Source organism: Caulobacter sp. LjRoot300 (assembly GCF_964253875.1).
Taxonomy (GTDB): domain Bacteria; phylum Pseudomonadota; class Alphaproteobacteria; order Caulobacterales; family Caulobacteraceae; genus Caulobacter.
Genome location: NZ_CAXUSA020000001.1, coordinates 1021587 through 1035833 on the forward strand (window position 1 = coordinate 1021587; position 14247 = coordinate 1035833).

Annotated in this window: 14 protein-coding genes and 1 pseudogene; 8 read left to right on the top strand and 7 right to left on the bottom strand. The window is 70.5% G+C overall.

Features of this window, described 5'->3' with window-relative positions; translation table 11 throughout:
- Positions 1-57: 57 nt before the first annotated feature.
- Positions 58-1992 carry a M61 family metallopeptidase gene (locus tag ACSQ2G_RS04725; protein WP_436028690.1) on the bottom strand — a complete coding sequence of 645 codons (1935 nt, stop codon included), beginning with the start codon at positions 1990-1992 and terminating at the stop codon, positions 58-60.
- A 264-nt stretch (positions 1993-2256) separates the two neighbouring features.
- On the opposite strand from ACSQ2G_RS04725, the pseudogene ACSQ2G_RS04730 reads away from it, so the two are divergent.
- Positions 2257-2599 (top strand): annotated as a pseudogene (locus tag ACSQ2G_RS04730) (endonuclease domain-containing protein).
- Positions 2600-2671: 72 nt separating this feature from the next.
- Here the strand turns inward: ACSQ2G_RS04730 and ACSQ2G_RS04735 are convergent.
- On the bottom strand, positions 2672-3040 hold the full coding sequence (locus tag ACSQ2G_RS04735) for a response regulator (protein WP_436028692.1): 369 nt from the start codon (positions 3038-3040) through the stop codon (positions 2672-2674).
- Between the two features lie 218 nt (positions 3041-3258).
- Between ACSQ2G_RS04735 and ACSQ2G_RS04740 the strand changes: the two genes are divergently transcribed.
- The 5 genes from ACSQ2G_RS04740 (at position 3259) to ACSQ2G_RS04760 (ending at position 8023) form a co-directional block, all read left to right on the top strand.
- A complete protein-coding gene (locus tag ACSQ2G_RS04740; RefSeq protein WP_436028693.1) occupies positions 3259-3888 on the top strand; it encodes a PepSY-associated TM helix domain-containing protein in 630 nt (209 codons plus the stop codon).
- An 11-nt stretch (positions 3889-3899) separates the two neighbouring features.
- On the top strand, positions 3900-4451 hold the full coding sequence (locus tag ACSQ2G_RS04745; protein WP_436028695.1) for a DUF2271 domain-containing protein: 552 nt from the start codon (positions 3900-3902) through the stop codon (positions 4449-4451).
- An 11-nt stretch (positions 4452-4462) separates the two neighbouring features.
- Positions 4463-5338 (top strand): DUF4198 domain-containing protein, encoded by an 876-nt coding sequence (locus tag ACSQ2G_RS04750; RefSeq protein ID WP_436028696.1) that lies wholly within the window; start codon positions 4463-4465, stop codon positions 5336-5338.
- Positions 5339-5480: 142 nt separating this feature from the next.
- Entirely contained in the window at positions 5481-6473 is a 993-nt protein-coding gene (locus ACSQ2G_RS04755; protein ID WP_436028698.1) for an FAD:protein FMN transferase, read from the top strand.
- On the top strand, positions 6470-8023 hold the full coding sequence (locus tag ACSQ2G_RS04760; RefSeq protein ID WP_436028700.1) for a flavodoxin domain-containing protein: 1554 nt from the start codon (positions 6470-6472) through the stop codon (positions 8021-8023). Before ACSQ2G_RS04755 ends, ACSQ2G_RS04760 begins: the two co-directional genes overlap by 4 nt.
- A gap of 78 nt (positions 8024-8101) precedes the next feature.
- Here ACSQ2G_RS04760 and ACSQ2G_RS04765 read toward each other — a convergent pair whose 3' ends face one another.
- The gene (locus tag ACSQ2G_RS04765; RefSeq protein ID WP_436028702.1) at positions 8102-8641 is read right to left on the bottom strand and encodes an NTP transferase domain-containing protein; all 540 of its coding nucleotides are present in this window, start codon (positions 8639-8641) and stop codon (positions 8102-8104) included.
- A 145-nt stretch (positions 8642-8786) separates the two neighbouring features.
- Here ACSQ2G_RS04765 and ACSQ2G_RS04770 point away from each other — a divergent pair, with 145 nt between their 5' ends.
- Positions 8787-9845, top strand: a complete 1059-nt coding sequence (locus tag ACSQ2G_RS04770; protein WP_310081818.1) for a LacI family DNA-binding transcriptional regulator — start codon at positions 8787-8789, stop codon at positions 9843-9845.
- Between the two features lie 60 nt (positions 9846-9905).
- Here the strand turns inward: ACSQ2G_RS04770 and rpiB are convergent, their stop codons facing one another.
- The 3 genes from rpiB to ACSQ2G_RS04785 form a co-directional block, all read right to left on the bottom strand.
- Positions 9906-10352 (bottom strand): ribose 5-phosphate isomerase B, encoded by a 447-nt coding sequence (gene rpiB / locus ACSQ2G_RS04775; RefSeq protein WP_436028704.1) that lies wholly within the window; start codon positions 10350-10352, stop codon positions 9906-9908.
- Positions 10353-10510: 158 nt separating this feature from the next.
- Positions 10511-11575: an alpha/beta fold hydrolase gene (locus ACSQ2G_RS04780; protein WP_436028706.1), complete on the bottom strand. Its 1065-nt coding sequence runs from the start codon at positions 11573-11575 to the stop codon at positions 10511-10513.
- Between the two features lie 275 nt (positions 11576-11850).
- A complete protein-coding gene (locus tag ACSQ2G_RS04785) occupies positions 11851-12696 on the bottom strand; it encodes a helix-turn-helix transcriptional regulator (RefSeq protein WP_436028708.1) in 846 nt (281 codons plus the stop codon).
- 78 nt (positions 12697-12774) lie between these two features.
- On the opposite strand from ACSQ2G_RS04785, the gene ACSQ2G_RS04790 reads away from it, so the two are divergent.
- Entirely contained in the window at positions 12775-13665 is an 891-nt protein-coding gene (locus ACSQ2G_RS04790; RefSeq protein ID WP_436028710.1) for an SDR family oxidoreductase, read from the top strand.
- A 168-nt stretch (positions 13666-13833) separates the two neighbouring features.
- Here ACSQ2G_RS04790 and ACSQ2G_RS04795 read toward each other — a convergent pair whose 3' ends face one another.
- Positions 13834-14211 (bottom strand): DUF427 domain-containing protein, encoded by a 378-nt coding sequence (locus ACSQ2G_RS04795; protein ID WP_436028712.1) that lies wholly within the window; start codon positions 14209-14211, stop codon positions 13834-13836.
- Positions 14212-14247: the final 36 nt, after the last annotated feature.

A 14247-nucleotide genomic window follows, 5' to 3' on the forward strand; every position in this document is an offset into this window, starting at 1 on the left:
CCCCGATCGGGGACAGGCGCATGCGCCTGTCCCCAGCTGCCCCCAGGGGCGGGCCGCCTACTTCCGCGCCGTATAGATGTCGTCCAGCCGCGCCGGCGCACCCTCGATCCGTTCCAGGCGCGGATAGCGCAGCCCGCCGTGGTAGTCGATCTTGACCGTCCGGTAGCGCTCGCCGTCCTTGATCAGCAGCTCGACCGGCGGCGCGTCGGCCTTGGCCGTGGCCTTGACCGCGTCCTTGATCAGGTCGTCGCCATAGGCCGTGCCGTTGACCGCCACGATGGTCTCGCCGGCCGTCAGCCCCGCCTTGAAGGCCGGGGTGTCCCAGTTGACCGCCGACAGCACGCCGTCCTTGCCGATCGTGATCCCCAGCGAATAGCTGAGGTTGACGATCTTGCCCTTGGTCTCGGCCGCCTTGAAGTACTCGGTCGGGGTGTCGGTATAGACCAGCTTGTAGCCGCCGCGGGTCAGGCCATCCAGCGGCGCATGCTCCGAAAGGCCCTCGATGCGGGTCTTCAGGAACGTCGCCCAGTCATAGGGCGTGACGCCGTTCAGGGTCTGGACCACGGTGTCGAAATCGTAGGTCAGCACCACGTACGAGCCGTTCTCGACGCCGAAGAAGGCCTTGGCGAAGTCGTCCAGCGACTTCTTGCCGCCGGTCTTCTCGCGGATCAGCGTATCGGCGTCGAGCCAGACCAGCTGGCCTTCGGAATAGTAGTCCTCGCTGCGCTGCCAGCTGGTCCACGAGGCCGGCTTGCGGTTGGCGATGATCGGGTCGTTGGTGGTGTCCAGCACGTTGCGCCACTGGCGGCCGGCGCGGGTGTCGTACAGGGCGGCGGTGGCGGCCAGGGCGTCCAGGCCCTGCTGCTTGGTTACCAGGCCCGAGCGCGAGGCCAGCACATTGCCCCAGTACTGGGTCTGGCCCTCATAGACCCACATCAGGCTGTCGCGCATCGGCTCGTTCAGCGTCGGGGTGTAGAGGTCGGCCGCGCGGCGGAACTTGCCGTTCCACGAGTGGGTGTATTCGTGGGCCAGCAGGTCGCGGCCGACGAAGGTCTTGTCCCAGTCGGTGAAGTATTTCGGCACGACGCCGTTTTCGCTGGAGCGGTGATGCTCCAGGCCGATGCCGCCCATCTTGTCGGTCAAGGCCAGCAGGAAGTCGTAGTGGTCGTAGTGGTGCGCGCCGTACAGCTTGTAGGCCTGCTGCACCAGGTTGCGGTGGATCTGCAGCTGCTCGGGCTTGATCTCCAGATATTCCGGCTTGTCGGCGACGATGTTCAGGCGCACCGGCACGGCCGCGCCCGGGTCCAGGTCGACCTGCTTGTAGTAGCGGCCGGCGAACATCGGCGAGTCGACCAGGGTCTCGAAGGTGGTGGTCTTGAAGGTGGTGGTCTGGCCGGCGGTCGAGGCCTTCTCCAGCGCCGTGCCGAAGCCCCAGCCCTCGGGCAGCTTGACGGTCGGCTCGACCTGGATGCGGCGGGTGTAGTAGCCGGCCGGGTAGAAGCCCAGCTGCAGCCACTGCACGTTCAGCATGTCGTCGGCGACCTCGATCCGGCCGACGTCGGACTTCACTGCGGTCAGGAACTGGAAGCTGACCTGGATCTCGGTGGCGCCGTCCGGCACGTCGAAGTGGAAGGCGTGGACGGCGACCGGGTCGCGGGTCCACGGCAGGGTCTTGCCGTTGGCGGTGATGACGAGACCAGCAAGCTTGTCCAGGTCGTTGCGGGGCGAATGGCCGCCGGGCACCCATTGCGGATAGAGGATGGTCATCGGGCCGGGCTTGGCGACCGGGATGGTCTCGCGGACCTGGAAGATCTTGCGGTCCAGGTCGGTGGCGTCCACCGACAGCTTCAGCACGCCGGGATAAGCCACGTCCTGGGCGGCGGCGATCGGCGGGGTCGGCGGAGCCTGGACCGGAAGCCGTTCCTGGGCGATGGCCGCCCCGAAGGTCAGGGACAGGGCAAGGGCGGAGGCGGTAAAGAACAGCGTTTTCAACAAACGACCCCAATGCGACGCGCGGGCGTCTCCCCGCGACGAAAGGCGGCATACTTCTCCTCTAAAGCAGGGCTTGTCGAGGTCGTCCGTGGCCGGGACCGTCGGGTTGACGGCGTTTTGGGCGCCGGCGACCGGAATCCCTCTCTCTTTGAGAGAGGGAGGGGCCCGCCGCGAAGCGGTGGGAGGGTGAGAGGTTTCACCGCTTGCCGGAAAATCCCGATTCCTTCGGTTGCGCGGTCCTATAGGCGCTCCCAGGCTGTCGCCATGGACGCCACCGCCAACGCCCGCCGTCTTCGCCAGAACCAGACCCTGGCCGAGAGAAACCCTGTGGAAGCTCGTCCGCGACCGCCGGGCCGGTGGATTCAGGTTCCTGCGCCAAGTCCCGATCGACCGCTACTTCGCGGACTTCGTCTGCGAGGCGGGCAAGCTCATCGTCGAGCTGGACGGCCCCGCCCATGAAGGTCGCGAGGACTACGACGAACGCCGCACCCAGACCCTGGAGCTGTTCGGATATGCGGTGCTGAGGTTCCCCAACGAACGGGTCCTGGCCGATCCCGGTGGCGTCCTCGACGACATCCTGGCCGCGCTTCGATCGGGCAGGCTGTAACCTCTCACCCTCCCACCGCCTGCGGCGGCGGGCCCCTCCCTCTCTCCATGAGAGAGGGAAAAGTAGGCCCCTTCACGCCGCGTGCGGCCACCGCGCCTCCAGCGCCCGCACCGCGCCCAACAGGCGGTCGGGCGTGATCGGCTTTTCGAGGCGGGCGTCGCCGCGCTCGTCGTCCTGCAGCAGGTGCTCGTCGCGGGCCGAGGCCAGCAGCACGGCCGTGCGCGCGCCCCGCCTCCGGCGCGTGGCCCGGATCAGGTCGCCGCCGTTCATGCGCGGCATCGCGAAATCGGTGATCAGCAGGTCCGGGTCGAAGGCGTCCATGGCCTCCAGCGCCTGCTCGCCGTCGCGGCAGATCAGCACGTCGAAACCCGCCTCGCGCAGGGTGATCTCGTGGATGGCGGCCAGGAGGATATCGTCTTCCGCGACTAGGATCTTGCGCAACGCCCGCCCCAACATGCTTAACGACTGGTTAAGCACGATTAGCCCGCCCCAGCGGCGCCGTCGCCGTGCGCTATCGTCGCACTCGGCAACCCAGAAGCCTTATGTTTCAAGGGAAAACCCAGGCGTGTGACCGCGAGCGTGCGGGAAGGCTTGCTTTTGCAAGTCGTTCTCAAGTATGGCCTTGGAGCTCAGCCTGAAGCTCTCGCGCCCCGGATTTCGTGAAGACCGCACCCGCCCAGCAAAGCCGCTCGTTCTGGCTCAAGCAGCTGCACCAGTGGCACTGGATCAGCGCGGCCCTGAGCCTGGTCGGCATGCTGCTGTTCGCGGTCACCGGCTTCACCCTCAACCACGCCGGCCAGATCGAGGCCCAGCCCAAGGTCATCAGCCGCAAGGCGACCCTGCCCGCCGACCTGCTGGCCCAGCTGGCCAAGGGTCCCTCCGAGGGCAAGCGCCCCCTGCCGATCCAGGTCGAGACCTGGCTGGACGAGGCCGTCGACGCCGACATCGCCCGCCGCGAGGGCGAATGGTCGCAGGAGGAGGTCTATGTCGCCCTGCCCCGTCCCGGCGGCGACGCGTGGATCAGCATCGACCGCGAAACCGGCGCGGTGGAGCACGAGAAGACCACGCGCGGCGCGATCAGCCTGCTCAACGACCTGCACAAGGGCCGCAACGCGGGCAAGGCCTGGGGCTGGTTCATCGACGTCTTCGCCGGGGCCTGCGTGGTGTTCGCGGTCACCGGCCTGATCCTGCTGCAGTTCCACGCCCGGGCCCGCCCCCTGACCTGGCCCCTGGCAGCCGGCGGGCTGGTGATCCCGCTGCTGCTCGTCATCCTCTTCGTCCACCTGTGAGGCGTCCCGCCATGAAGCGCACCCCGAAGCTTTCGCTGTCCCTGCTGACCTTCGCTGGAGCCGCTGTCGGCGCCGCGCCCGCCCTGGCCGCCGACCTCGCCGTCACCGTCGAGGTGCCGCGCCTGACCGTCGCCGAATACCACAAGCCCTATGTCTCGATCTGGATCGAGAACCCGGCCGACGCCGCGGCCGCCGGCACCCTGGCGGTCTGGTACGACGCCGGCTCCAAGGAGGACAAGGGCGTCAAGTGGCTGAAGGACATGCGCCAGTGGTGGCGCAAGACCGGCCGCACGATGAGCTTCCCGACCGACGGGATCAGCGGCGCGACCCGCGCGCCGGGTCCGCAGAAGCTGGTGTTCGCCGGCGCCAAGGGCCCGCTGAAGGACCTCAAGCCCGGCCAGTACACCCTGGTGGTCGAGGCGGCCCGCGAGGTCGGCGGCCACGAGGCCGTTCGCGTGCCGTTCGTTTGGGGCAAACCTGGAAAGCCCGCCACCGCCAAGGGGACGGCCGAACTGGGCGCCGTCACCGTCGCCGTCAAATCCGTCACCGTCGCCGTCAAATAGAGAGAAACGTCATGTCCCTGCGCAATCGCCTTCTCGCCGTCGCGGCCGCCGGCCTCGTCCTGGCCCTGCCGCTGGCCGCCAGCGCTCACCGCGGCTGGATCGTGCCGTCGTTCACCGTGCTGTCGGGCGACGGCGCCTGGGTGACCGTCGACGCGGCGATCTCCAACGAGCTGTTCTACGCCGACCACAATCCGATGCGGCTGGACGCGGTGGTCGTCACCGCCCCGGACGGCTCGGTCGACAAGATCCAGAACGCCCTGACCGGCAAGTACCGCTCGACCTTTGACGTCCAGCTGGCCAAGCCGGGCACCTACAAGATCGGCTCGGCGACCAGCAGCGTCATGGCCAGCTGGACCGAAGGCGGCCAGGTCAAGCGTTTCCGCGGCTCGCCCGAGGACTTCGCCAAGCAGGTCCCGGCCGGCGCCGCCGACCTGAAGACCATCAAGAGCTTCAACCGCAACGAGACCTTCGTCACCCGCGACGCCCCCACCACCACGGTGTTCGCGCCGACCGGCAAGGGCCTGGAGCTGGTCCCGGTGACCCACCCCAACGACCTGGTGGCCGGCGAGGCCGCGACCTTCAAGTTCCTGCTGGACGGCAAGCCGGCGGCCGACCTGGAGGTGACCTTCGCCCCCGGCAATTCGCGCTATCGCGCCACGCCCGGCGACTTCAAGGTCAGGACCGGCGCCGACGGCGCGTTCAAGGTCACCTTCCCCGAAGCGGGCATGTACTGGATGAACGCCATGTCGCGGACGGGCGAGACCGGCCGGGGTCCGGGCGGCGGCATGGGCGGTCCGGGCGGCGGCGCTCCGGCCCCGGCCACGCCGCTGGCCGGCAACGGCACGAGCGCCAGCTACACCGCCACGCTCGAAGCCCTGCGGCCTTAGGTGCTCATGTGTTGTCATCCCGGAAGCCTCGCAGAGGCTGTCCGGGACCCAGGCGACTGGGCGAAGGCGGTGCGGCTGTCCTGGATCCCGGACAGCGCTACGCGCTTCCGGGATGACAACACGAGTTGATCTGCGATTTGCCATGACCCGCGTCCTCGTCCCCCAGCTCGCCGAGCCGCCCGCCCGTCCGATCGGCGGCGCGGTGCTGGCGCTCGCCGGCGCGACGATGGGCACGACCTGGTCGGTCCGGCTGGTGGCCCCGCCGACCGCCGACGCCCAGGCCCTGACCGCCATGGCCCAGCGGGCGCTGGACGAGGCTGTTCGGCAAATGAGCCCGTGGGAGCCGCTGTCGGACCTGTCCCGCTTCAACCGCGCCGCCGCCGGCGGCTGGACCGCCCTGCCCCCGGCCTTCGCCCTGGTGCTGCGCGCCGCCCTGGAGATCGCCGAGCGCACCGACGGCGCCTTCGACCCGACCCTGGGCGCCTTGGTCGACTTATGGGGCTTCGGCCCCCGCCCGTTCTCCGGCGCGCCGCCGGACGCCGACGACGTCGCCAAGGCCCGCGAGGCCACCGGCTGGCGCCGTCTGGTCCTGGACGGCGACAGCCTGTTCCAGCCGGGCGGCCTGCGCCTGGACCTCAACGGCATCGCCAAGGGCTTCGCGGTCGACCAGGTCGCCGCCGCCCTGGACCGGGCCGGCGCCCGCTCGTACCTGGTCGAGGTCGGGGGCGAGCTGCGCGGGACCGGGGCCAAGCCCGACGGGCAGCCCTGGTGGGTCGAGCTGGAGCGCCCGCCGGTGGCCAATGACGGCGTGCGGACCCTGGTCGCCCTGCACGGCCTGTCGGTCGCCACCTCGGGCGACTACCGCCGGTTCTTCGAGCACGGCGGCCGCCGCTACGCCCACACCCTGGATCCCGCCACCGCCGCGCCGGTCGCCAACCCCACGGTCAGCGTCACGGTGCTGGACGCAAGCTGCATGCGCGCCGACGCCTACGCCACGGCCCTGACGGTGATGGCGCCGGACGCCGCCCTGACCTTCGCGGCGCAGCACGGCCTGGCCGCGATGATCCTCGCCCACGGCCCGACCGGCCTGGAGGAGCGCCTGTCGACGGCCCTGGCGGCGATGCTCGACGCATGAACGCATGGGAAGCCCTGACGCCCGAGGCCCGCCGCCTGTCGACCGCCGGCCTGGTGCTGTGCGGCTACCTGCTGTTCTGCCTGGCCATCGCCTGGCGCCAGGCCCTGCGCAAGCGCGCCGCTCGCCGCGCGGCCGACGCCCTGTCGGCGGGGACCGGCGCGCCGATCCTGGTCGTCCACGCCAGCCAGACCGGCTTCGCCGAGGAACTGGCTCTGGCCACCGCCCGGCTGCTGGGCGAGGCCGGGGCGCGGGTGACGCTGAAGAGCCTGGCCGAGGTGACCGCTTCGGACCTGGCTGGAGCCGCCCGCGCCCTGTTCGTGGTCAGCACCACCGGCGAGGGCGACGCCCCCGACACGGCCCGCCGCTTCATCCGCGACGTCATGGGCGCCGAGCCCGCCTTGCACGGCCTGGGCTACGGCGTGCTGGCCCTGGGCGACAGCGGCTACGCCCGGTTCTGCGCCTTCGGCCGGACCTTGGACGCCTGGCTGGCCCATCGGGGCGCGACGCCGCTGTTCGACCGGGTCGAGATCGACGACGGCGACCCGGCCGCCCTGCGCCACTGGCAGAGTCACGTCGGCGTGCTGGCCGGCGTCACCGACGCGCCGGACTGGACCCGCCCGCGCTACGGCCGCTGGCGGCTCGTCGAGCGTCGGCAGCTGAACCCGGACAGCCCCGGCGACGGCGCCTTCCACATCCGGCTCGAAGCCGCCGACGGCGCGACCTGGGAGGCCGGCGACATCCTGGAGATCGGCCCGCGCAACGACCCCGCCGAGGTCGCGGCCCTGCTGGCGCGGCTAGGCCTGGATCCGGCGGCCCCGGTCGTCGCCGAGGAAGCCGCGACCCTGGCCGAGGTCCTGTCCTGGCGCCGGCTGCCGCACGACGACGGCTTCGCGGCCGCCCCCAATCGGACTTTGGGGCCCCAGGCCCTGGTCGACGCCCTGCCGCCCCTGCCCCACCGCGAATATTCGATCGCCTCGCTGCCGGCCGACGGCGGGGTCGAGCTGCTGGTCCGGGCCATGAGCCGGGCCGATGGCAAGCCGGGCCTGGGCTCGGGCTGGCTGACCGTCCACGCCGCCGAGGGCGCCGAGATCGCCGCCCGGGTGCGGACCAACCGCGCCTTCCACGCCCCCTCGGACGACCGGCCGCTGATCCTGGTCGGCAACGGCACCGGCTTGGCCGGCCTGCGCGCCCACCTGAAGGCCCGCGCGGCGGCGGGACGCTGTCGCAACTGGCTGGTGTTCGGCGAGCGCACGGCGGCCCACGACTATTTCCACCAGGGCGAGATCGAGGCCTGGCGCGCGGACGGCGTCCTGCAACGCCTCGACCTGGCCTTCTCCCGCGACCAGGACCGCAAGGTCTATGTCCAGCACCGGCTGATGGAGGCCGCCGACGCCCTGCGCGCCTGGGTCACCGACGGGGCGGCGATCTATGTCTGCGGCTCGCTGGAGGGCATGTCGAGCGACGTCCACGCGACATTGACGGCCGTGCTGGGCGCGGAGACGATGGAGCGCCTGGCCGACGAGGGGCGCTATCGGCGGGACGTGTACTGAAGACGGGGACATGCACTTGTGCGTGTCCCCAGCAGGATCCAGGGCGGTATTGGGGACACGCACAAGTGCGTGTCCCCGTCAGGTATTCAGACGGTCCCGCTCCTCCGGCGTGTTCGCCCCCCGCAGCCGGGCCCGCACCGCCTCGTCGCACGGCAGCGCCGCCAGCCCCGCCCGCTCGACCAGCCGCCGCAGCGGCCAGCCGGCCTCGGCGTCGGTCGGCAAGGCGGCGAAGGTCAGCATCATCGGCACCGGCAGGCCGTCATAGACCGCCCCCGGCGCGGCCGCCGCCAGCAGCGGGGCCAGGTCCTCGACCGTCACGGTCGGGGCGTCGACGGCCAGGACCAGGGCGCGGGCCAGGCCGTGCGCCGCCAGGGCCCGCGTCCCGGCCAGCACGCCGCCGACAGGACCCGCGCCGGGGGCCGGATCGTCGACATGCTCCAGGCCCAGGTCGCGCCCGGCCGTCAGCACGCGCACGGCGCCGGCCGCTGTCGCCAGGGCCGCCACGCGATCGACGGCCCTCTGGCCGCCCCAGTCCAGGGCCGCCTTGTCGGCGCCCATCCGGCGCGAGGCGCCGCCGGTCAGGATGATCGCTCCGAAGGGGACAGCGTCGTGGGTCATGCCGTCAATCTAGGCCATGGGAAGATCGCCGTCTGCATCTGCCGGGCCGCGCGGGCTTCCCTGCCGGTTCAAAGACTTGCGGCTTGTCTTCCAAGACATGGCCGAAACGGTCTAGTGTCCGCCGCGACAAAGGGACGGACCATCGATGAACGACCGCAACGAGCGTCAACGCCGCCGCACGACCCAGAGCGCGACCATCCGCGACGTGGCCGCCCTGGCCGGGGTGTCGCCGATGACGGTGTCGCGGGTGATCAATCGCGAGACGACGGTCAAGTCCGAGACCAAGGCCCTGGTCGACGCGGCGATCCGCGACCTGAACTACGCCCCCAACCCCGCCGCCCGCAGCCTGGCCGGCTCGGCCCCGTTCCGCATCGGCCTGCTCTACGACAACCCCTCGACCGGCTACCTGTCGGAGTTCCTGGTCGGGGCGCTGGACGAAAGCAGCCGCACGGGCGCCCAGGTGGTGATCGAGAAGTGCGCCGAGCCCGAACTGGCCGGCGCCACCTTGACCCGCCTGCTGAAGACCGGCGTCGACGGCCTGATCCTGCCCGCCCCGCTGTGCGAGAGCGCCCAGGTCCTGGCCGAGGTGAAGAAAGCCGGCGCGGCCGCCGTGGCCGTGGCCCCGGGCATGCCCAGCGCCGACATGGCCACCATCCGCATCGACAACGAGGCCGCCGCCTTCGAACTGGCCCAGCACCTGCTGACTCTGGGCCACAAGCGCTTCGGGATCATCAAGGGCCACCCCAACCAGACGGTCAGCCAGCAGCGCCTGGACGGTTTCCTGTCGGCCCTGAAGGCGGCCGGCGTGCCCGACGAGGCCGTGCGGATCGAGCAGGGCTACTTCACCTATCGCTCGGGCCTGGAGGCCGCCGAGCGGCTGCTGGGCGAGGACGACCGGCCCACCGCCATCTTCGCCGGCAACGACGACATGGCCGCGGCCACGGCGGGCGTGGCCCACCGCATGGGCCTGGACGTGCCCGAGGACGTGTCGATCGTCGGCTTCGACGACACCTCGATCGCCGCCAACATCTGGCCGGCCCTGACCACCGTCCACCAGCCCATCGCCGCCATGGCCCGCGCCGCCGTCGACCTGGTGCTGGAAGAGATCCGCCGCAAACGCGGCAAGGCCGGCGAGCCCCGCCAGCTGATGCACCCGCACACCCTGATCGTGCGGGACTCGACGGGGCCGGCGCCGGAGGGGTGAGGGGCGGCGGAAGGCCTTGGTCGGACGCTTAGCCGCTTGGCGGCGGCTTTTGCGGTCAGTTCACGTCGCGGGGACCGGCGCCGCGCCGAGCTTCTCCACGCGCGGGCCATGGCGGCCACTGGCGAACGCCGTCGCGAGAAAAACCGTCACGCAGGCCATGGCCATGTCGAGTCCTATCAGGCGGGCGCCGAGGGCGATGACATTGGCGTCGTTGTGTTCTCGACTGAGCCCCGCGGAGACCGGCTCGCTGACCAGCGCGCAGCGACAGGCCGGATGGCGATTGACCGCGATGGAGATGCCGATGCCCGTCCCGCAGAGCGCGATCCCACGGTCGGACTGGCCGCTCGCGATATGCTCGGCGAGTTTGTAGCCATAGTCGGGATAGTCGACGCGCTCGCCGCTCTCGGGGCCTAGGTCCGCCACCTCATGGCGCTCGCCCGTCAGCCATGCCGCGAGCTCGGCCTTGAGCTTGATCGCGGAATGGTCGGAGGCGATGGCGATGCGCATGGGGGCTTGGCTCCTCGATCGCCAAATCGCTGGGTGGAACGAGGGGATGAGTCGCCTCTTGCCGCAATCTAGCATCACGGTTGCCATTCCACCGCCGGATTGGTCGCGACCTCCGGTCCGTTCACCACCCCACCGCCGACCTTCAGCAGGCCCATAGGCTACTTGCCGTCTACGGGCTCCGCGGCGTCCGGTCGCCGCGCCTGCTCGACGACACGCTTGATGGCCTGGATGACGACTTCGGGGCTGTCCTTCTGGATGAAGTGACCGGCCTTTGGCGCCAGCGTCCAGACGCCCCGCGTGGACCTTCGGGCCAGGGCTTGATGTCCGGCGCGCCACCACCGCGCCGACGTCTCGTGAACGGCCTCGGACTCCCAGGCGTTTCCCGGGGCGACGCCGGCCGAAAGCACTTCCAGCGGCAGAGCTCCGAACGATCGGCTCAGGGCCCGCTCCTGCTTCCAGCTGGTGCTGTCGTCGGCATGGTAGGGGAAGTAGTTGTTGGACTGGTCGATCTCGGCCTCGTACCACCAGGGCCGGGTGTTGACGTGGAGGAAGTAGTCGCGTTCGGCCGGCGTCAGGTCGGGCGGGATCTTGAAGCAGCCGTGGGGCGCTTGCGCTGAAAGCAGCCCCTGGCGGGCGAGCGCGCCGCACTGCAGGAAGTGAGCGCCGCCGCGCCGGGTTTCTTCCTCGCGGGTTCTGGCGTCCTCCGGCGAAAGCTTCGGCCATTGGCCCGCGAAGCCGGGTTCGACGAGCACCATGCCCGCCACGTCGGCAGGAAACCGGTCGGCGTACACGGTGGCGTAGAAGCCGCCGATAGAATGGCCGACGAGAACGATCGGCCCCCTGATCCCCGCCGTCTTCAAAAGCGCATGCAGATCGTCCGTCACGTTCATCGCCGTCACGGGCTTGGCGGGCGGGTCGCTGAACCCGAAACCGGCCCGGTCATAGAAGCAGGTGCGCGTGATCGCGGTGATCGCGGGCTGCACCTTTCGCCAGTTGAAGATCAACCCTTCGCCGCCTTGCTCGAACAGGACGGTCGGCGCGCCATGACCAACGCAGTGCAGGTTCAGCCTGCGGCCATCGCCGATGTCGATGAGGTGAGGGCGGAGCAACTCCGGAGCCATGTGGGTAGAGGCCGGCTTCCGCGGCGGCTGGGCCTCCGCCGCGACAGCGCGTAGCGGACCCAGCATCACGGCAAGGCCAAGGACGAGAGGGAAAATCTTCACGGCTTCAACGCTCCGTTCACGGCGGGAGCTTGGCATCGAGGTCGTGCCTTGGCCACTGACGATCAGGCCTGATCGCCGCCAGTGGACGTGGCGCGGGGACGTGCTCTCACCCCGGGGCCTCGAACGGGTGCGTACAGGGCTTGCCGTGAGTGCATGTCCCCAACGGATCCGCTGATTTGCCTGCAGGTCCGTGGACGAAATTGGGGACACGCACTCACCCCTATCCTTGGGATTGAGCTTGCGACGCCCTGCCGTGAGAGCGCGTCCCCGCCCGCTCACGTCGCCCCCTCCATCAACGACCGCACCAGCTCGGCGTCCGCGTCGGTGGCCGGGTTGTAGACGACCATGCTCAGATCCGGCCGGCCGTCGACGGCGAAGGCGGAATATTCCATCGCCAGCGGGCCCAGCACCGGGTGCCGCAGGTGCTTGGTGCCCTCGCCATGGGCGAGCACGTCGTTCTCCAGCCAGAAGCGCTTGAACTCGGGGCTGGTCAGGCAGAGCTCGTCGACCAGCTGGCTGACCTCGGAGACCGCGCCGGCCCGGACCGCGTCGGCGCGGAAGGTGCTGACCACGAAGCGGGCGACGCTTTCCCAGTCGTGCTGCGCGGCGCGGACCCGGGCGTCGCCGAACATCAGGCGCAGGACGTTGCGCTGGTCCGGCGGCAACGCCCCGTAATCGGTCAGCACCACGGCGGCGGCGCGGTTCCAGGCGACGATGTCCCAGGTGGCGGTCCTGACCATGGCGGGGCTGAAGGCCATCGCGTCCAGCACCCGCTGCAGACGGGGCGACACGCCCTGGCTGGCCTTGTAGCGAACCTCTGGCGGCCGCCCCAGACCCAGCAGGAACACGTGCTCGCGCTCGACGTCGGTCAGCATCAGGGCGCCGGCGATCCGGTTCAGCACCTCGGCCGAGGGCGCCCCGCCCCGGCCCTGCTCGAGCCAGGTGTACCAGGTGGGACTGATGTTGGCGCGCTGGGCGACCTCCTCGCGGCGCAGGCCCGAGGTCCGCCGGCGCGCCGCCGGGAACCCCAGGGCGGCCGGATCCAGGCGGGTGCGACGGTCCTTGAGATAGGCGCCCAGCCGATTGTCGCGCTCGACCTCCATGCCGATCCTGTTGGTCATTATACTAGGATAAAGTCACTACTTTAACAGGATCAGTCTAGGGCGATATCCGTCTCCGAACAACAGCGGAGAGCTTCCATGCGTGTCTTCCTCACCGGCGCGACCGGCTTCATCGGCTCGGCCATCGTGCCGGAACTCCTCAAGGCGGGCCACCAGGTGCTGGGGCTGACGCGGTCGGAGGCGGGCGCCCAGGCGTTGGTCGCCGCCGGGGCCCAGGCCCACCGCGGCAGCCTGGAGGACCCAGGCAGCCTGCGGGCCGGCGCGGCCCAGGCCGACGGCGTGATCCACTGCGCCTTCGACCACGATTTTTCGAACTTCGCGGCCAATTGCCAGAAGGACAGCCGCGCCATCGAGGCCCTCGGCTCGGCGCTGGCCGGCTCGGACCGCCCCCTGGTCATCACCTCCGGCACGGGCATGGGCGCCCCCGGCGACGGCCGGCCCGCGACCGAGGACGTCTTCAACCTGGACCATCCCAATCCCCGCAGCGCCTCGGAGATCACGGGCGCGGCGGCCCTGGAGGCCGGGGTCAACGTCTCGGTCATGCGGCTGCCGCAGGTCCACGACCCGGTCAGGCAGGGCCTGGTGACCTATACTGTGGCGATCGCTCGCCAGAAGGGGGTCTCGGCCTATGTGGGCGACGGCCTCAACCGCTGGCCCGCCGCGCCCGTGCAGGACGTCGCCCGGCTCTACCGGCTGGCGCTGGAGCGGGCGCAGGCCGGCGCCCGCTACCACGCGGTGGCCGAGGAAGGCGTGACCGCCCGCGAGATCGCCGAAGTCGTCGGCGCGGGCCTCAAGGTTCCGGCCGTGTCCCTGACGCCGGAAGAGGCGGCGGGCCATTTCGGCTGGATGGCGATGTTCGCGAACCTGGACATGCCGGCGTCCAGCGCCTGGACGCGGGAGACGCTGGGCTGGTCTCCCACGGGCCCGACCCTGATCGCCGACCTGAAGGCCATGGATTACGGGGTCTAGGTTCGCCCTTAACCTGTTGTCATCCCGGAAGCCTCGCAGAGGCTGTCCGGGACCCAGGGGACTGGGCCGAAGCGGTGCGGTTCACCTGGGTCCCGGACAAGCGCTACGCGCTTTCCGGGATGACAACAAAGGAACCGAATCTGAATCCCAAGATGGACCTGGCGACGGTCACCCCTCCTCGACGATCCCGTCCACCCGGTCCGGATAGAACGCCAGGTGATCCTGGATCGCCGCCACGGCCGGATGGGCCGACTCGTAGGTCCAGACCGCGTTGACCGACCGCTCGCCGCCCGACGACAGGCTGTAGTAGGACGCCTCGCCCTTGTAGGGGCAGTAGGTGGCGTGGTCGGTGCGGGCCAGCAGCGCCATGTCGACGTCCTGGCGCGGGATGTACTGCATCGGCGGATAGGACGCCTCGCGCAGCGTCAGGGCGTCGCGGGTGTCGGCGACGACCTTGCCGCCCAGGGTGACGACCACGCGCCGCGGATTGCGCGTGATGCTGATCGGGTGGTCGGGGCCCGGGATCCTGATCGGCCGGTCGGTCATGGCGTTGTCCTGCTTGAGCTTGAGCCCTTTACGTGG